Origin of the sequence: Paenibacillus sp. OV219, from assembly GCF_900110075.1 — a bacterium.
Taxonomy (GTDB): domain Bacteria; phylum Bacillota; class Bacilli; order Paenibacillales; family Paenibacillaceae; genus Paenibacillus_Z.
The window spans coordinates 673587-691764 of record NZ_FOCJ01000002.1 but is presented as its reverse complement, the minus strand read 5'-3'; the positions used below and the strand labels follow the sequence as shown (position 1 = coordinate 691764).

Genomic DNA, 18178 nt, shown 5'->3' with positions numbered 1-18178 from the left:
TAATAACTGTATCCCCAGTGTAAACGGCTTTCGCCATTCTTCCAGCAAAAGCTAACTTTTCACGGAGACATTATAGAAATTCGCACAAGTAAAACTTGTAAATTCTATAATGTAAACAAAAAACCGATGCAAATGCACCGGTTTTTCGCGAATGCAGCAACTATGAATAAAAATACAATAAATAATTAGTTCAAAATCTTACGAAGTGAGACAATTTCCGCCTCTGTTGCATCTACAAGCGGGAGTCGAACGCCGCCAACTGGCAGCCCTTTTTCCTTCAGTGCTGCTTTGACCAGTACCGGATTCGGCAGGTCGAACAGTCCGCGGAAGATTGGCAGCGACTTCGCATGCAGCTTCGCTGCTTGTTGCACTTGGCCATCCAAGTAGCAATTAATCATTTCACGAATTTGCTTACCAATAATGTGACTCGCTACACTTACGATACCGTGCGCGCCGACAGCAACTGCAGGCAACGCACTGCTGTCGTCACCGCTGTATACGCGGAAGTCAGCAGGAGCCTCAGACACGATCTGTGTCACTTGGTCGAGCGATGCACATTCTTTTGTAGCAATAATATTCGGTATTTGGGCGATCCGCAGCGTCGTCTCGGCAGACATGCTGACAATGGTTCGTCCCGGAACGTTATACGCCATAATTGGCAGTTTTGTTGCTTCAGCAATGACTTTAAAATGCTGATAAATGCCTTCTTGAGTCGGTTTATTATAATAAGGAACGACAATAAGTGCTGCATCGACGCCGCATTGCTCTGCGATTTTGGTCAAATGGATCGAATGAGCGGTCTCGTTGCTGCCGGAGCCTGCGATTATCTTGCAGCGGCCAGCCGCGTGTTTCACAGCATAAGTAAACAAAGCGATCTTCTCATCGTCGGTAAGCGTTGGAGATTCTCCAGTCGTACCGGATACGACGATACTGTCCGTTTGTTGTTCCTCGATCAAATAGTCCATTAACCGTCCTGTTGTTTCCCAGTCAATCGAACCGTCAGCGTGGAACGGGGTAACCATTGCAGTAACTATTCTTCCGAAATCCATTATGACTCCTCCTATAAAGTTTACGAGAGCAGCTTGCACAAACGTAAGCATCTACTTGGCATCGTAAGCATCATTCTTAGTCTATTTACTCGTGCAATGAAAACTTGGCATGCAGTGCTTGAAGCGCACTTGCCATATAACTCTCACTAACCAATACCCATATTGTCGTATTGGAATCAGCTGATTGCAGAATTGGAATTCCTTGTTCCGTCAGCGCTTCCACAATCCGCGCCATAATGCCTGGAACACCGTTCATTCCGCCACCAATGACCGAAATCTTGGCGCAGCCGCTTACTGCTTTAGGTGTATAACCGATCTCGTGCAGTACCGATACCGCTTTGTCCGCATCGTGATCGAACACCGTATACACAGCGCCGCCGGGATTTACATTAATGAAATCAACGCTAATTTGGTGACGTGCCATCGCTTGAAACACCTGCAGCTGCACGTCAGTATGACCATCCTGTGCTTGCACCGTAATTTGCGTTACTCCGCTGACATGCGCTACGCCGGTTACGTGACGATCACGTACCGCAGCTCTCGCAGCGTCGAAGATATCGGTAACAAGCGTGCCTTCGTCTTCTGAAAATGTCGAACGAACGCGGAGCGGAATACGCGCTTGCTGAGCGATCTCGACTGCTCGCGGATGAATAACCTTTGCACCTTGTCTGGCCATATTGCCAATCTCAGCGTAACTTATGACGGTTAATGGACGAGCATCCTTCACGATCCGTGGATCGGCCGTCAGAATGCCACTCACATCTGTATAAATATCAACACGCTCTGCATGAAGCGCAGCACCAAGCGCCGTTGCCGACGTATCGCTGCCACCTCTGCCAAGCGTCGTCATTTCCCCTGCTTCCGTTACACCTTGGAACCCTGTGACGATGACTACGTTGCCGTCCTTCAGCGCCTTATGAATGGCCTCTGTCCGGATTTCAAGAATTCGCGCACGGCCATATTGGCTGTCTGTAATAATACCAGCACCACCGCCTGTAAGCGCAACCGCGGGAATATTCGCCGCGCGGAGCAAACTGCACATCACTGCGGCTGAGATAATCTCGCCACACGCTTGCAGCATGTCTTGTTCTTTAGGCGGCAGTGAATCGCCGTGACCACGAATGAGTGAGAGCAGCGTGTCCGTTGCATACGGATCGCCTTTTCTCCCCATTGCAGAGACGACAACGACTAGACCGTACTGTCGTTGCCGTTCCCGCTGAATATGTCCAATAACGAGATCTCTTGCCTCATTCGAAGACAGCGAAGTGCCGCCGAATTTTTGCACAAGGATGCGCATTGTCAAACCTCCGTATTCTGTCGGATTTTCTCCACTCAGATCGTTGGTACCCTGACATCTGCTGCTGCTATGAACTTTATTCCATCTCGATAGCGATATATTCTGCGATCTGTACTGCATTCCATGCTGCGCCTTTAAGCAGATTATCGGATACGATCCACAGGTTTAGTCCCCTTGCATGGCCCAAATCACGGCGCAGACGGCCGACGAACACATCTGGTTTACCTGCAGCGATTGTCGCAAGCGGGTAAAGCTGAGATGCCGGGTCATCTACGAGCGTAACGCCTGGAGCCTCTGCAATAAGTTTCCTTACTTCTTCCATTTCATAATCGTTCTTAAGCTCTACGTATACTGATTCTGAGTGACCGTATACGACTGGAATACGCACACAAGTCGCTGTCACTTCAATGGAATCATCACCCAAGATCTTCTTCGTCTCGCGAACCATCTTCATCTCTTCCAATGTATAGCCGTTGTCTTGGAACTTATCAATTTGCGGAATTGCATTGAATGCAATTTGATGTTTCACAGGCAAGGACCCTACAGGTAAAATGTCAGGTATCACGTCATGACCGTCAAGCGCTTCGCGGGTTTGGCGCAGCATCTCGTCTATTGCACGAGTGCCGGCTCCTGATACGGCTTGATATGTCGATACGATAATGCGGGAGATGCCATACCGATCCTGCAGCGGTGCCAAAGCAGCAACCAACTGAATCGTTGAGCAGTTCGGGTTCGCGATGATCCCTTTATGCTCAGACACTTTATCCATATTCACTTCTGGTACGACAAGCGGTGTTTCCGGATCCATGCGGAAAGCGTTCGTATTATCGATACATACCGCACCGCTCTCGACAGCGTGGGGGGCGAGCAGTTTAGACACTTCGCCGCCCGCACTGAACAAGGCAATTTCGATCCCTTTGAAACTGTCTGGCGTAGCTTCTTCGACTGTATACTCTTTACCTTTGAACATGATTCTCGTACCGGCCGAACGCGCGGAAGAAAGCAACTTTAACTCATTGATCGGAAAGTCCCGTTTCTCGAGCAGGCCAATAATTTGTTCTCCTACTGCGCCTGTCGCCCCAACTACTGCGACGTTAAACAATTTCTGCGACACTGGCTGCTGCTTCCTCCTCAAAAAAACTTATGTCAAGGATTGCTCCAATTGCATATGAATTCAAACAATTTCATCTAGCAAAAGTGCGTACTGGATTAAGTACGCTCAATAAGGAGTGGCTGGAGCTGCTTGCCTTGCAGCGCCGCTTCACATGCTTCAGGAACAAGCTCCATCTTTGCGACGAGCGAGTTCGGCTTCTGAATCGGATTGTCTTGGCCAAATGGTACAAAATACACATTCTTCGTTACTAATAATTTCGCAATATTCGCGGCATTCAAGCCCAGACCGTCGTTCGTTGAGATTGCAAGCACGAGAGGACGCTGATTGCGCATCTGTGATTTCGCAGCCATCAGAACGGGACCGTCTGTCATCGCATTGGCAAGTTTACTTGTCGTATTGCCCGTGCAGGGCGCAATAACAAGGACGTCGAGCAGTTTGGATGGCCCCAGGGGCTCCGCATCGACGATCGTGGATATAATTTCGTTGCCTGTAATCGACCTCAATTGACGTTGCCATTCTGCTGCCGTTCCGAAACGCGTATCTGTCGTAATGAGCGTCTGTGAAACAATTGGAACGACATTCGCTCCCTCATCGATGAACCGCTGGATAACCGGCATTACTTCTGCAAACGTACAATGTGAACCGGAGAGCGCGTAGCCCACCGTTTTTCCTTGCCACTTCATTGCCCATTCCCCCGTTGCAAAGAATCTTCCATAATCAATCGACTTAAACAATCCGCAATGATGCGTCCAGCGGTTTTAGGTGCGACGATGCCAGGTAGACCGGGGGCGAGCATAGCTTTAATTCCACGCTTCTCAGCGAAGCGAAAATCCGTTCCGCCGGGCTTAGAAGCGAGGTCGATAATGACCGCTCGCGATGGCAAATTTGCTATAATTTGCGCTGTGACTATCATAGTCGGAATTGTATTAAAAAGCAAGTCAATATTGCTCACATGATGTAACAGATCCTTAAGATAAAAGGGCTCAAAACCCATCTCATATGCCCTTGCAAAATGCTCCTCGCGGCGTACACCGACCTTCACTTTCGCCCCTAATCCTTGCAGCGTTCTTGCCAGTGTAAACCCGGTTCTGCCGATGCCAAGCACCATGCATGAGGATCCGTGAATCGTGATGTCAGTGTTCTGGATCGCCATCATGACGGCCCCTTCGGCTGTCGGAATCGAGTTGTAAATTGCGACATCATCCCGATCAAACAACTCCACCAGACGAACGCCATGCTTTGCACATAAATTGCGCAAGTAAGGCTTCGCCATACCTGTATAGACGGTACAGTGCTTCGGCAGCTTCGCCACATGATCATCAGTCAGCACAAGCTCTTTGTCACTGAATACGGCGATAATCTTACCGTCATCATCTGTACCAACCGCAGGCAGCACAAGCGCATCCACGCTTGTGAACAAATCTTCGCTCATCTCGGCCCGGACCGCCCCGTCGAGTGAGGAATGAAGCTGGTCGAATCCTGCTACTGTGACGAGCGCGTCGAGCTCGGTCAACTTCCGGATGACCTCCAATCCCCGGGCGTCACCTCCGAGAAGTAAGACCTGAACTCCTGTCAGCATAGGTATCACTTCCTTTCTACTGCTACCGTTTGGCGCAGAACAAGTTGCGTATCAGGTCCGCGGTAACACGCAGGCCTTTAGGCGCTCTTAAGCAGCGTCCCGGTTGACAGCAAGCTGTAGCCGATGGCGCGGGTAGAAGCACACTAGCGAGATTGACCGCATGCGCTCTTGGTTATAGATCATCTTATGCATTCGCCCAGAGTAGCGTGAAAGAATCGGGTAAAACGGATTGCTGCGCATGTTGAATGATCTTTCGGTCGCTGTTGTACTTGGATTCCTAGAACATCTGAACAAGGTGGGAATCCAAGTACAAAGGCGAACGCTATCGCTCCTACCGATTCATTCAACCCGCTCCGCCTCGTTTTACCGGGTAGGAACAACAAAAAGGCGGCACAGAGAGAACCTTCTGTGCCGCCTTACGCGTTGCTTGAATAACCGTATTATCAGTACTTACACACCCGTATGTCCAAACCCGCCGGCGCCGCGAACGGTATCCGGCAGCTCGTCGACCTCCGTGATTTCGATAGCCGGCACGAGCTGGATCACCATCTGCGCGATGCGCTCGCCGCGTTCAATTACGAACGGTTCCTGCCCGTGGTTGATGAGCAGCACCTTCACCTCACCGCGATAGTCCGCGTCAATGGTTCCCGGAGAATTCAAGCATGTAATACCATGCTTGAACGCGAGCCCGCTCCGCGGACGGATTTGTGCTTCCAGCTCGCCGGGCATCGCCATCGAGAAGCCTGTCGGAATGAGCTTCCGCTCGCCAGGCTGCAGCGTGACGGGTTCGCTTACTGCGGCCTGCAGGTCAAATCCAGCTGCAAGCTCTGACATTTTGCGTGGTAATTGCATATCTTCGTTGCCTGGCAACCGCTTAAAGAGTACTTGAAACAAGCGAGTCCCTCCCGAGTGCCGCTGCTGCTTTATCGTTGCTGCCTACCATTGCGACTGAGAAAGGAACCGACAGCATTCTCTTGGTTACCGCATGAATATCGCTCATCTGCACGGAATCAATCCGCTCCAGCATTTCATCCAGCGTATAGTGACGACCCAGCATAAGCTCATTCTTGCCTAGACGATTCATCCGGCTGCTTGTGCTCTCCAAACTCAGAATAAGGCTGCCTTTTAGCTGTTCTTTACCGCGGTGCAATTCTGCATCACTTAGCCCTTTTACAGCCAGATCATGCATTTGCTCAAGCGTCAGATCAAGCACTTCCTTCGTCTGCTTCGGCGCTGTACCTGCATAGACCGTAAACAGACCGCTGTCCGCATACGAAGTATGGTACGAGTAGACGGAGTAAGCAAGCCCACGCTTCTCGCGGATTTCTTGGAACAGTCTGGAGCTCATGCCGCCGCCGACAGCGTTATTGAGCAGAATCATCGCATACAGCTGCGGATCTGCGATTGAACAACCTGGGAAGGTGATACAAATATGATTCTGTTCCGTCTTCTTCTTATGGAAGAGGTACTGTCCGCTGAATGTAGGTGTCGTAACGGCAATCTCACTGCCCACATTGCTGAATCCGCCAAAATGTTTCTCCAGCAGTTCAATAAGCCCCGCTTCTTCTACATTCCCGGCAACCGCGATTACCGTATTGTCGATCCGGTAGCTGCTCTTCATATAGGAACGAAGTGAATCGCTGTCCATAGCACTTAAACGCTCTTCCAGACCAAGAATCGAATACGCAAGTGGATGATCGCCGTAAGCGGCGCGGGACGCTTCATCATGTACCTTGTCGTCCGGCGTATCCTCGTACATCGAAATTTCTTCGAGAATAACATTTTTCTCTTTCGCGAGCTCGCCAGCATCCATCTGCGAATTGAAGAACATATCCGCAAGCGCATCTACCGCTATCGGTAAGTGCTGATCAAGCACTTTTGCAAAATAACAGGTGTACTCCTTCGCAGTAAAAGCGTTTACGTTCCCTCCGATACCGTCGAAGAGATCCGCAATATCTTTGGCGCTGTGACGTTCTGTTCCTTTGAACAGCATATGCTCGATGAAATGGGAAACCCCGTTATTCTCCGGTGTTTCGTTGCGGGAACCGTTCTTCACCCAAATCCCGAATGAGACAGAGCGACAAGTCGGGATATATTCCACAACGACGCGTAATCCGTTGCTTAATTTATAAGTATTCAATTACAATTCCTCCTACACGTTTCTGCTGCCTACTTGTTCATTCGAGCAGTTGTCATTTTATGGTGCTGCCAAAGAAGCAGAATACAATGTCTCCACTATATCAAAATTATGGTGCTGCCTCAACTAAAGCTACTCTTTTGGAGGAAAGCGTCTCACTTACCGTCCCTAGCCTCAATCCTTTCTGTTTAATGGCTGTAATGATGCCCTCAAGCGCGCTACTTGTGGAATCCGTCGGATGCATCAGAATAAGAGAGCCTGGTTCCACCCGAATACGGACCTTACGGATGATGGAATAGGCTGGCGGATGCCTCCAATCGACCGTATCGAGTGTCCACAGCACCGTCTTGAGCCCCTGCTCAGCCGCTACATCTACCGTCATCTGATTGAAATCACCCGAGGGCGGCGCGAACCATTTGTTCGTCACTTGTAAGGAAGATTTCAGCAGCGCCTCAGTCTTTGCAATTTGATTATATGCAGAACGGCGGTCTAACTGACTCATATTCGGGTGGGTATATGCATGATTAGAAATCTCATGTCCATCTGCTTGAATAAGCTTCGCAACATCTGCGTTCTTCTTAAGCCACGAACCATCCAGGAAAAAAGTCGCTTTCACATTCTCTTTCTTCAGCGTTGCAAGCATGGTTGGAATATACTCATTGCCCCATGCCACGTTAATCATAAGCGCCACCATCGGCTTATTCGGATTACCCTTATAGATCGGATACCTCCCGAGTGAATCTAAGCTAACCTTCGGCTCAACTTCCTTATACACGTAGCGGATCGGAACGTTCTCAGGCGCATTCTTCATTAGGAGGTAGGTCTTCTCGACATCGACCTCCAGCCCATTGTAACCTGGAACGGCTTTCCAAACGCGGTCAAGCGATGCATCAACCGCCGCTACCCGCTTCTTCTGCGCTTCTGTTTCAATCATGTCCCTAAGCGTTGTTAGTCCGGTTGCCGTATCGAAGGCTTGTATATTTGTAGTCGCTCCTCCTTGCTTCATCGCCGCGACATATAAGGAAAGCGGTTCGTTCAACCGCACAGTAAACACCAGCGCACACATCAGTAGTGCCATCACAAGTGCTTTCTTCAGCTTCATATGTTGTCCCACCCTTTCTCCTACATCTTATTATGGCTCGGACAACAATATGAATAAGCAGATGATACGCAACTTTTTTTGAAGCACAAAAAAAGAAGACAGATTCGCATCTGTCTCCTCTTATTTCGAGCCGATTATTGATTATGATTGTTGAGCTGGCACTTCAGGTGTCAACAGAACTTTGCGGGAAAGGTTGATACGGCCTTGTGCATCAATTTCAGTTACTTTAACTGTAATTTGATCGCCGATCTTCACCACGTCTTCTACTTTCGCTACGCGCTCTGAAGAGATCTGTGAGATATGCACCAATCCGTCTTTGTTCGGCAAAATTTCAACGAAGCAGCCGAATTTCTCGATCCGCTTAACCGTGCCGAGGTATACCTCGCCAACAATGACTTCGCGGACGATGCCTTCGATAATTTGCTTCGCGCGCTCATTCGCTTCTGCATTAGAAGACGCGATGAACACCGTTCCGTCTTGCTCGATATCGATTTTAACGCCGGTTTCATCAATGATTTTATTGATGATTTTACCGCCGGAGCCGATAACATCACGGATTTTGTCTGGGTGAATCTTCATGATGACAATCTTAGGCGCGTATTTCGACAAGCTTGTACGCGGCGTTGCCATCACTTCATTCATTTTGCCCAAAATGTGCATACGGCCTTCACGCGCTTGCTCCAATGATTGGGACAAAATCGCACGGTCAATACCGTTGATCTTGATGTCCATTTGGATCGCGGTTACGCCTGCTGCAGTACCTGCAACTTTAAAGTCCATATCGCCGAGGTGATCTTCCATACCTTGAATATCCGACAGGATGGAGAAGTGATCGCCGTCTTTGATCAGACCCATTGCAATACCTGCTACTGGCGCTTTAATTGGAACGCCTGCATCCATCATCGCAAGTGTGCTTGCGCAAATACTTGCTTGGCTTGTGGAACCATTGGATTCCAAAACCTCGGATACGAGACGGATCGTGTACGGGAATTCTGTTTCACTTGGGATAACCTTCGACAACGCACGCTCACCTAGAGCACCGTGACCGATTTCACGACGACCAGGAGGACGAAGTGGTCTCGCTTCACCAACGCTGAATGGCGGGAAGTTGTAATGGTGCATGAAACGTTTCGTTTCTGTCAGGTCAATACCGTCGAGAATTTGAACGTCACCTAGCGCTCCAAGCGTACAAACGCTGAGCGCTTGTGTTTGTCCACGTGTGAACAAGCCCGTGCCATGCGTACGCGGCAGCAAAGCAACGTCGCATTCAATTGGACGAATTTCGGCCAATCCCCGTCCATCCGGACGAACTTTATCATGCGTGATCAAACGGCGAACTTCTTCTTTGACGATATCATAAAGCACTTCTTTCACGTCGCCGAGAAGCTCAGGTGTTTCGGCATACTCCGCTTCGAAGTGAGCAACAGCATCTGCATTGACAGCGTCAATTGCTTCTTGTCTTGCATGCTTCTCAATAACACGAACAGCTTCAACAAGGCGTCCTTGCGCAAATGCGCGAACAGCTTCGTTAACCGACTCGTCAACCGCATGCAGCTTCACTGCGAGCTTCGGCTTGCTAGTCAGACCTTGCAGTTCTTCAATCGTTGTTACGATACGCTTGATTTCGTCGTGTCCGAACATGATCGCTTCGAGCATCACTTCTTCCGACACTTCGTTTGCTTCCGCTTCCACCATCATGATGGCATCCTTCGTTCCGGAAACAACAACAAAGATGTCACTCTTCGGCAATTGCTCAACCGTCGGGTTGATGATGAACTGACCGTCAATACGACCAACGATGACGCCACCGATTGGACCGTTAAACGGAAGATCGGAAATGCTCAGTGCAGCAGATGTACCGATCATTGCTGCGATTTCCGGCGAACAGTCGTGGTCAACGCTCATGACGATGTTCGCAATTTGCACTTCGTTCCGGAAGCCATCTGGGAACAATGGACGAATCGGACGGTCCGTGAGACGGCTTGAAAGAATGGCTTTCTCGCTCGGACGGCCTTCACGCTTAATGAAACCGCCTGGGATTTTACCAACCGCGTATAGACGCTCTTCGTAATTCACCGTCAACGGGAAAAAATCAAGATTCTTCGGTTCGTTCGATGCAACCACCGTACAAAGCACAACAGTTTCGCCGTATTTTACGGTAACTGCTGCATTAGCTTGCTTAGCGAGACGGCCTGTCTCAAGAATGAACGGACGGCCGCCCAATGTTGTTTCTACACGCTGCAACATTATAATCCTCCTCACCGCAACCGCTATACCTCACTCAAGGTACCCGATTGTCAGTCTTCTATTGTTTCCATTCGTGCACTTACTTACCATTTCCTGCAGTAAAACAATATATAAGAAAAGCCCCTCAATTACGATGGAGCAGTTCAAAATCAATATGTATTTTACATTTATAAAAAGCAACCCAGTGAAGCGTGCCTGGAATCCCAGGCGGCTTAACAACCAGGTTGCTTTTATACCCGCATCTATTATCGGCGAAGGCCGAGTTTTTCGATCAATGCGCTGTAACGTTTAACGTCTTTGTTCTTAAGGTAAGCCAACAGTTTACGACGTTGACCAACCATCTTAAGCAGACCACGACGCGAGTGATGATCTTTCTTGTGCGTCCGAAGATGATCTGTCAAGTTGACGATGTTTTGCGTCAGGATAGCGATTTGAACTTCTGGAGAACCAGTATCGTTCGCATGCGTCTTGTGCTCATCGATCAATTGATGTTTACGCTCTTGTGTAAGTGCCATCCGTATTCACCTCCCTATATCATAATCGCCATTAGCCTCGCCGCCGTCGGTGAATCTCGAGCTGGCCAAGCTAAGGTTCTAATGGTGCGCGAGCTACATACGAAGTATGAGCACGCAACCTTTAAGAGTATAGCACACTCGCCTAGCAAAAGTAAATGTCAGTATCAACGATTACTTATTATAGGCGGTCAAGACATTACGCGCTTTATCCGAATCCGCTTTGATCTGGCTAATTAATTCATCAATCGAACCGAATTTCTTCTCGGTACGAAGGAATGCGATGAACTCGACCGTAATCGTCTTCTCATACAGATTGCCGCTAAAATCAAACAAATGCGCTTCCATAACCGGTTCCAGCAAGTTCTCGTGGAAGGTTGGCTTTACGCCAATATTCAGAACGCCTGGCATCCGTTTGCCATCTATATGAACCATAATGGCGTAAACGCCTTGCCTTGGGACGAGGAAACCTGCTTCCGGCTGCACATTAGCTGTCGGAAATCCAATCTTGCTTCCTCTGCCTTCCCCATGAACGACAATGCCGCGAACTTGATAAGGCTCGCCGAGCAGCTGTTCCGCTGCTTCCGGACGGCCTTCCTGCAGCGCTTCTCGAATGAGCGTGCTGCTTACTTTATCGCCATCTTGCATGAAAGGATCCACAATTTCCACCTCGATGTCCGGCTCTCCAAGAGCCCATAACGTTTCCGGCTTCCCTGCACCTTTAGCTCCAAACGTGAAGTCAAAGCCGACTACAGCTTTTTTCACACGAAGCGGACGGAGCACCTGACCTACGAAATCTTCCGGCGAAACGCCAGCAAAGGTCAAATCGAACGTGACGATATAGACCACATCGACCCCAATCCGACGGAACCGTTCAATCTTGTCTTCAAGCGGTGTCAGGCTGACTGCATACTGCCCACTCTGGCCAAGCACTTCCTTCGGATGCGGATGGAAGGTCATAACCGCGCTCTGAAGACCATTTGACTTCGCCAATTCCACCGCGCGGCGGATAACATTCTGATGCCCGCGGTGCACACCGTCGAAATGTCCGATCGCCAGCGCCTTCGGCACAGCTTGCTGCACGGTTTGCGTGGTAGCGATCGGGTATTGTAATGAGATGATTTCCATCTGCAGTCACACCTGCTTTGTGATGTTCACTAACAAGCTTACGCTGTAGGCGTGAAAACTTTCACACCTTTAAGCGAGGCTGTTTCTTGATCTTGCTCGAACAAACCGACGAACGTTCCGTCTTCCCCATATAACCGAATGATCGCATCCGAATCGAATGGATCATGCTCGAGTAACGAGGATAGTGATATACGTTTGCCTTGAAAAGCACGTTGAACGTTGTCGCTGCTCACCGCCGCGCGAGGAAAATGATCAATCGCTTGGTCGGCTGGTGTCAGCTTCGACGCGAGCTCGCCCGACGCCATCAGCTGTGCAATATCTTCGAGCGTGTAGCAGTCCGCTTCTTTGAAACCGCCAGACATTGTCCGCGTCAATTTCACCATTACGGCTGGAACATGAAGCGCTTGTCCAATATCAACGCAAAGTGTTCGGATGTATGTACCCTTGGAACATTCCACCGAGAAACGAATCGTCGGATGAGGCTGATCCAGCTTCATCTCTAGCAGCTCGAGCTTATGGATCGTGACCACTCTCGACTTCCGCTCAACGACTTGTCCTTCCCGGGCAAGCTCATAGAGCCTTTTACCGTCTACCTTCACTGCGGAATACATCGGAGGTACCTGCTCGATATCACCGATGAACGTTGCAAGTACGCGGCGAATATCGTCTTCCGTAATCGTTACAGAAGGAAGCTCAGTCAGCACTGTGCCTGACATATCTTCCGTATCCGTAGCGATGCCGAATTTCATCTCCGCCTCATAGCTCTTCGGACGCTCTTGCACATATTCGACGACACGTGTCGCTCTGCCAATGCAGAGCGGAAGCACGCCTGTCACTTCTGGATCAAGCGTACCGGTATGCCCGATTCGCTTCACCTTTACTAATCTTCTTACTTTTGCTACGACGTCGTGAGAGGTCCAGCCAGCTGGCTTCCAGACCGCCAAGATGCCATCCATCATTTATCCAGCGCCTCTCTTACTGCATTTACAACGAATGTGGTTGCTTCCGATATGCCGTGCTCCAGCTTACAGCCTGCTGCACGAACATGCCCTCCACCTCCAAATGATTGAGCAATTGCAGATACGTCCACCTTGCCGGCAGAACGCATACTTACTTTCACTTCACCATTCTCGGTTTCTTTTAGCAAAATGCCCACCTCTACACCTTCCACATTGAGTGCGTAGTTCACGAGACCTTCGAGATCATCGCCGACAGCGCCAGTCTCAGCCATATCAGCGTATGTGACGTAGAGAGAAGCAATTTTGTTATCATCCGAGAACAAGAGCCGACTTAGTCCGCGCTGCAAAACAAGCAATTGCGCCTTCGTCATCTGCTCAAGCAGAAGATTCGCAATAAAATGAGCCGGTGCACTTTCTGCAAGCATCCGGGAAGCAATATGCATCACCCTCGGAGTTGTGTTGGAGTAGCGGAAACCGCCTGTGTCCGTTAACAACCCGGTATAGATGGCTGTTGCTGCTTCTTTATCAAGCGGGATCGCACCGTGCTCAATCAGATCATATAAAATTTCAACCGTTGCAGCCGCATCGACTCGAATCAAGTTTGCCGTCCCAAACGCATCATTAGTTGGATGATGATCGATATTAAGAAGCTGAGCGTCTTGGGTAAAAAGCGTACTTACAAGTCCGATCCGGCGGGAATCGGCGCAGTCAATCGCGATAACACGATCGAACTTCTCTGTTGGCTGAGAATGACTGTAATTAATAATCATTGCGGACCTGTCCATAAATTGAAGCCGGACAGGCACTTTGCCTTCATTCATTAAGACCGCTTGTTTGCCAAGCTGCTCAAGCAGCCAGCCAACAACTATCGTTGAGCTGATGGCATCACCATCCGGCTGAACATGCGAGACGACAAGAAATCGATTGCCGCCTCGAATGAAATCAAGCGCCTTCTGAAGCTGATCCAGGTAATCGACCGAGAACGCCGCAGAATCCCCGGCGATCATTGCTGAGCACTCCCACCATTAATGTCAGTGAGCAGCGATTCGATCCGGCTGCCATATTCGATACTGCTATCGAATTTGAACAGCAAATCCGGTGTGTGACGGAAACGAATCCGCTTGCCGAGCTCGGAGCGCAGGAAGCCTTTGCCGCGGGCAAGTGCTTTCAGCGTCTCCTCCTTCTGCTCGTCACTGCCAAGCACGCTGAGATAAATCCGTGCCTGGGACATATCGTTCGTCAGATCGACGCCAGTTACTGTAATAAAGCCAATTCGCGGATCTTTAAGCTCCAGTTGAATGATTTGGCTTAATTCTTTCTTAATTTGTTCACCTACACGTCCTACGCGGACTTTTGCCATAGGTTAATCACCTCTCTACTGACTCCATGATGTAGGCTTCAATGACGTCGCCTTCTCTGAGGTCATTGAACTTATCCAGCGTAATACCGCACTCGTAGCCTTGTGCAACTTCTTTCGCATCGTCTTTGTAACGTTTGAGCGATTCGATCTCGCCCTCGAACGTTACGATACCGCCGCGGATCAAACGAGCTTTGGCGCTACGTGTGATTTTGCCCGAAGTTACCATACAACCTGCAATTACGCCGACTTTCGTAACTTTGAACAAGTTACGTACTTCTGCTTGACCAATAACAACTTCCTTGAAGATTGGATCGAGCATGCCTTTCATCGCTTGCTCGATCTCGTCAATGACGTTGTAGATGATGCTGTGCAGACGAATGTCGACTTTCTCCTGCTCGGCTGTTGCAAGTGCTTGCGGCTCAGGACGAACATTGAAACCGATAACGATTGCGCTTGATGCAGCAGCAAGGTTGATATCGGACTCCGTGATTGCACCGGCACCGCTGTGAATGATCTTCACGCGTACGCCTTCAATATCAATCTTGGCAAGAGATCCTTTAAGCGCCTCAGTGGAGCCTTGGACGTCCCCTTTAATGATGACGTTCAGATCTTTAATCTCGCCTTCTTTAATATGATTGTACAAATCTTCGAGCGTTACTCTCGAGTTCGCACCAAGGTCAGCTTGACGCTGTTTGATTGCACGACGGTCAGCGATAGCGCGTGCTTTACGCTCGTCTTCGAACACGAGGAACGGATCGCCAGCTTGCGGCACCTCAGTTAAACCAGTAATCTCAATTGGCGTACTTGGACCCGCTTCTTTCAGTCTGCGGCCCTTGTCATTGACCATGGCACGAACACGACCGAAGCAGTTACCTGCAACGAATGCGTCGCCGATCTTAAGTGAACCGTGCTGTACGAGCACGCGTGCAACCGGACCTTTACCTTTATCAAGCTCTGCTTCAATGACCGTACCGCGAGCACGTTTGTTCGGGTTCGCTTTGTAGTCGTTCATTTCAGCTACGAGTAGAATCATTTCGAGCAGCTCTTCCAAATTGGTGCGCTGCTTCGCGGATACGTTAACGAAGATCGTATCGCCGCCCCACTCTTCCGGAACAAGCTCATACTCGGTCAAGCTTTGTTTGATGCGGTCTGGATCTGCATCCGGCTTATCAATTTTGTTCACAGCGACGATGATTGGTACGCCTGCCGCTTTCGCATGGTTGATTGCTTCAACCGTCTGTGGCATAACGCCGTCGTCCGCTGCAACAACGATGATTGTAATATCCGTAACTTGTGCACCGCGGGCACGCATGAGCGTAAACGCTTCGTGACCTGGTGTATCAAGGAATGTAATTTTCTTGTGGTTGATTTCGACTTGGTACGCACCAATATGCTGTGTGATACCGCCTGCTTCGCCGCTTGTTACACTCGTGTGGCGAATCGCATCAAGAAGCGTTGTTTTACCGTGGTCAACGTGACCCATGATTGTAACAACCGGCGGGCGAGTCTCGAGCACATCATCTTCGTCTTTCTCTTCGATCGTCTCGAATGCGTCCTCTTCAACCGGAATCTTCACTTCAACTTCGACACCGTATTCCGTTGCAATAAGTTGAACCGTATCCAGATCAACCTCTTGGTTAATCGTCGCCATAACGCCAAGCGTAATGAGCTTCTTGATAACTTCGGAAGCATCCTTATGCAGCAGCTTCGCAAGATCGCCAACGGTCATTGTACCACGCACAATAATTTTCTTAGGCGTGTTGTCGACTTTCTCTCTGCGCTCTTGCTGCTGGCCTCTGCCGCGATTATTCTTGCCACCGCGATTATTTCTGAAATTGCTGCCAGTACGGTTATCGTCAAAGCGTTTGTTTACGCTGTTGAACGAATTGTTTGCAGCTTTCGGATTTGTTCTACGCTTATCTTCCGTCGAGAACGTACGTGCAGGTGCAGGTGCACTGCTGCTGCGGTTTGCTGACGATTGCGGTGCATTGTTGCGGAAACCACCGCCACCTTGACTGCCACCTTGACCGCCGCCTTGACTACCTTGACCTTGCGGACGGTTGCCTTGGTAGCCGCCGCCACCTTGACCGCTTTGTCCTTGCGGACGATTGCCTTGGTAGCCGCCGCCACCTTGACCGCTTTGTCCTTGCGGACGGTTACCTTGGTAGCCGCCGCCACCTTGACCGCTTTGTCCTTGTGGACGGTTACCTTGGTAGCCGCCGCCACCTTGACCACTTTGTCCTTGTGGACGATTGCCTTGGTAGCCGCTGCCACCTTGACCGCTTTGTCCTTGTGGACGGTTACCTTGATAGCCACCGCCACCGCCTTGACCGCTTTGTCCTTGTGGACGGGTACCTTGGTAGCCGCTGCCACCTTGACCGCTTTGTCCTTGTGGACGGTTGCCTTGGTAACCGCCGCCTTGACCTTGTGGACGATTCCCTTGGTAGCCGCCGCCTTGGCGTTGACCGCCTTGACCTTGCGGACGGGTGCCTTGACCTTGACCTTGTGGACGCTGCTGAGTAGTAGAATGATTGGATGCATCCGCCGAAGGTTGTGTGTTTGTCGTAGAAGCTGAGTTTGAAGCTGTCTCTGTAGCAGATGATGGGCTTGAAGCCGGTTGAGCAGCGTTATTCGCTGCTGATGGTGGTGTATTTGTTGTGTTCATATTCCCCTGCATTTCTTGTGTATTTTTGTTAGCATGACCAGATTGCTGCGCTGCATTCGTATTCGATTGCTGTGGCTTACGCTCTGGTTGTCCTTGCTGTGAAGGACGATTATTATTGGAAGCTCCTGCCGCTGCGGATACCGTCGCGTTCTCCTGCGCGCGTTTCGCTGCAGCATTCGCTTTAATGTCTCGGAAGAATCCTTCCACTTTCGAGACCATTTCATTCTCCATAACGCTCATATGATTATTAACCGGAAGATTGAGACGTTTGAGAATGGTAATAATTTCTTTACTGCTCATGTTGAGCGACTTGGCGTATTCATAGACACGCGTTTTATCTTTATTGTCTTTGCTCTCATGTTGTTTAGTCAATATACTCCACCTCCGAAGGTTCAGTTAAGCTCTGTAAGATGCTCTTTGAGAAGCCTGCATCGGTTACGCCGAGCAGCACTCGCTCCGACTTGCCAATCGCTTCCCCGATCGTAATCCGGTCAAATGCTTCAATAAGCTTGACATTGTAGGTGGCGCATTTGTCCCGAAACTTCTTCTTCGTATTATCTGATGCATCTGCGGCAACTATGACGATTTTTGCTTTTCCTTGCTTAACCGCCTTCAGTACGGTTTCATCCCCGGTCACGAGCTTGCCTGCTCGCATCGCCATACCGAGTAAGGAGAGTGCTTTATGCTTCTTCGTCATCGTCATCCATCGCATCCTTGTTCGTGTTAAACGTATCCTCGACGGCAACAAAATCCTGTTCCAATTGATCGTAGATTTCGATGCCAACGGTCTGTTTCAGTGCCCGATCCAGCGCTCTGCTCTTCTTCGCAAGCTTGAAGCAAGACACTTTACCGCACAGGTATGCGCCACGCCCAGCTTTTTTGCCGGTCAGGTCGATCAATACCGCCTCGTCCGGAGTCCGAACGACACGAATCAGTTCCTTCTTTGGCATCATCTGCTGGCAAGCAACACATTTGCGCAGTGGAATTTTTCTAGGTCTCACCATACATCCCCCCTGAACACGGCTATAC

The 18178-nt window shown here is 49.8% G+C and carries 17 protein-coding genes; all 17 read right to left on the bottom strand.

The window, feature by feature from the left end:
- Positions 1–185: 185 nt before the first annotated feature.
- Positions 186–1049: a 4-hydroxy-tetrahydrodipicolinate synthase gene (gene dapA, locus BMY11_RS09230; RefSeq protein WP_090574226.1), complete on the bottom strand. Its 864-nt coding sequence runs from the start codon at positions 1047–1049 to the stop codon at positions 186–188.
- Positions 1050–1134: 85 nt separating this feature from the next.
- Entirely contained in the window at positions 1135–2346 is a 1212-nt protein-coding gene (gene dapG, locus BMY11_RS09225) for an aspartate kinase (RefSeq protein ID WP_090574224.1), read from the bottom strand.
- Positions 2347–2422: 76 nt separating this feature from the next.
- The gene (locus tag BMY11_RS09220) at positions 2423–3460 is read right to left on the bottom strand and encodes an aspartate-semialdehyde dehydrogenase (protein WP_090574221.1); all 1038 of its coding nucleotides are present in this window, start codon (positions 3458–3460) and stop codon (positions 2423–2425) included.
- A gap of 95 nt (positions 3461–3555) precedes the next feature.
- Positions 3556–4143 (bottom strand): dipicolinate synthase subunit B, encoded by a 588-nt coding sequence (locus BMY11_RS09215; protein WP_090574219.1) that lies wholly within the window; start codon positions 4141–4143, stop codon positions 3556–3558.
- A complete protein-coding gene (gene dpsA / locus BMY11_RS09210) occupies positions 4140–5039 on the bottom strand; it encodes a dipicolinate synthase subunit DpsA (RefSeq protein WP_090574217.1) in 900 nt (299 codons plus the stop codon). Before dpsA ends, BMY11_RS09215 begins: the two co-directional genes overlap by 4 nt.
- A 450-nt stretch (positions 5040–5489) precedes the next feature.
- Positions 5490–5933: a dUTP diphosphatase gene (dut, locus tag BMY11_RS09205; protein ID WP_256217364.1), complete on the bottom strand. Its 444-nt coding sequence runs from the start codon at positions 5931–5933 to the stop codon at positions 5490–5492.
- Positions 5914–7179, bottom strand: a complete 1266-nt coding sequence (locus BMY11_RS09200; protein ID WP_090574215.1) for a M16 family metallopeptidase — start codon at positions 7177–7179, stop codon at positions 5914–5916. Before BMY11_RS09200 ends, dut begins: the two co-directional genes overlap by 20 nt.
- 106 nt (positions 7180–7285) lie before the next feature.
- Entirely contained in the window at positions 7286–8278 is a 993-nt protein-coding gene (locus tag BMY11_RS09195; RefSeq protein ID WP_090574213.1) for a polysaccharide deacetylase family protein, read from the bottom strand.
- Between the two features lie 141 nt (positions 8279–8419).
- Positions 8420–10525, bottom strand: a complete 2106-nt coding sequence (gene pnp / locus BMY11_RS09190; protein ID WP_090574211.1) for a polyribonucleotide nucleotidyltransferase — start codon at positions 10523–10525, stop codon at positions 8420–8422.
- Positions 10526–10770: 245 nt separating this feature from the next.
- A complete protein-coding gene (gene rpsO / locus BMY11_RS09185; protein WP_090574209.1) occupies positions 10771–11040 on the bottom strand; it encodes a 30S ribosomal protein S15 in 270 nt (89 codons plus the stop codon).
- A 171-nt stretch (positions 11041–11211) separates the two neighbouring features.
- Positions 11212–12165, bottom strand: a complete 954-nt coding sequence (locus BMY11_RS09180; RefSeq protein ID WP_090574201.1) for a bifunctional riboflavin kinase/FAD synthetase — start codon at positions 12163–12165, stop codon at positions 11212–11214.
- A 38-nt stretch (positions 12166–12203) separates the two neighbouring features.
- Positions 12204–13124 carry a tRNA pseudouridine(55) synthase TruB gene (truB, locus tag BMY11_RS09175; RefSeq protein ID WP_371262780.1) on the bottom strand — a complete coding sequence of 307 codons (921 nt, stop codon included), beginning with the start codon at positions 13122–13124 and terminating at the stop codon, positions 12204–12206.
- On the bottom strand, positions 13121–14131 hold the full coding sequence (locus BMY11_RS09170; RefSeq protein ID WP_090574199.1) for a DHH family phosphoesterase: 1011 nt from the start codon (positions 14129–14131) through the stop codon (positions 13121–13123). The genes truB and BMY11_RS09170 overlap by 4 nt, the downstream gene beginning before the upstream one ends.
- The gene (gene rbfA, locus BMY11_RS09165; RefSeq protein WP_090574196.1) at positions 14128–14484 is read right to left on the bottom strand and encodes a 30S ribosome-binding factor RbfA; all 357 of its coding nucleotides are present in this window, start codon (positions 14482–14484) and stop codon (positions 14128–14130) included. Before rbfA ends, BMY11_RS09170 begins: the two co-directional genes overlap by 4 nt.
- A gap of 7 nt (positions 14485–14491) precedes the next feature.
- Positions 14492–17521, bottom strand: a complete 3030-nt coding sequence (gene infB, locus BMY11_RS09160; protein ID WP_090574194.1) for a translation initiation factor IF-2 — start codon at positions 17519–17521, stop codon at positions 14492–14494.
- Positions 17514–17846 carry a L7Ae/L30e/S12e/Gadd45 family ribosomal protein gene (locus tag BMY11_RS09155; protein WP_090574476.1) on the bottom strand — a complete coding sequence of 111 codons (333 nt, stop codon included), beginning with the start codon at positions 17844–17846 and terminating at the stop codon, positions 17514–17516. The genes infB and BMY11_RS09155 overlap by 8 nt, the downstream gene beginning before the upstream one ends.
- Positions 17830–18150: an RNase P modulator RnpM gene (gene rnpM, locus BMY11_RS09150; RefSeq protein WP_090574474.1), complete on the bottom strand. Its 321-nt coding sequence runs from the start codon at positions 18148–18150 to the stop codon at positions 17830–17832. Before rnpM ends, BMY11_RS09155 begins: the two co-directional genes overlap by 17 nt.
- Positions 18151–18178: the final 28 nt, after the last annotated feature.

Coding starts and splice junctions, on each gene's coding strand:
- dapA (WP_090574226.1), bottom strand. CDS start 1,049: ATGGATTTCGGAAGAATAGTTACTGCAATGGTTACCCCGTTCCACGCT.
- dapG (WP_090574224.1), bottom strand. CDS start 2,346: ATGCGCATCCTTGTGCAAAAATTCGGCGGCACTTCGCTGTCTTCGAAT.
- BMY11_RS09215 (WP_090574219.1), bottom strand. CDS start 4,143: ATGAAGTGGCAAGGAAAAACGGTGGGCTACGCGCTCTCCGGTTCACAT.
- dpsA (WP_090574217.1), bottom strand. CDS start 5,039: ATGCTGACAGGAGTTCAGGTCTTACTTCTCGGAGGTGACGCCCGGGGA.
- BMY11_RS09195 (WP_090574213.1), bottom strand. CDS start 8,278: ATGAAGCTGAAGAAAGCACTTGTGATGGCACTACTGATGTGTGCGCTG.
- pnp (WP_090574211.1), bottom strand. CDS start 10,525: ATGTTGCAGCGTGTAGAAACAACATTGGGCGGCCGTCCGTTCATTCTT.
- rpsO (WP_090574209.1), bottom strand. CDS start 11,040: ATGGCACTTACACAAGAGCGTAAACATCAATTGATCGATGAGCACAAG.
- BMY11_RS09180 (WP_090574201.1), bottom strand. CDS start 12,165: ATGGAAATCATCTCATTACAATACCCGATCGCTACCACGCAAACCGTG.
- truB (WP_371262780.1), bottom strand. CDS start 13,124: ATGATGGATGGCATCTTGGCGGTCTGGAAGCCAGCTGGCTGGACCTCT.
- BMY11_RS09170 (WP_090574199.1), bottom strand. CDS start 14,131: ATGATCGCCGGGGATTCTGCGGCGTTCTCGGTCGATTACCTGGATCAG.
- rbfA (WP_090574196.1), bottom strand. CDS start 14,484: ATGGCAAAAGTCCGCGTAGGACGTGTAGGTGAACAAATTAAGAAAGAA.
- BMY11_RS09155 (WP_090574476.1), bottom strand. CDS start 17,846: ATGACGAAGAAGCATAAAGCACTCTCCTTACTCGGTATGGCGATGCGA.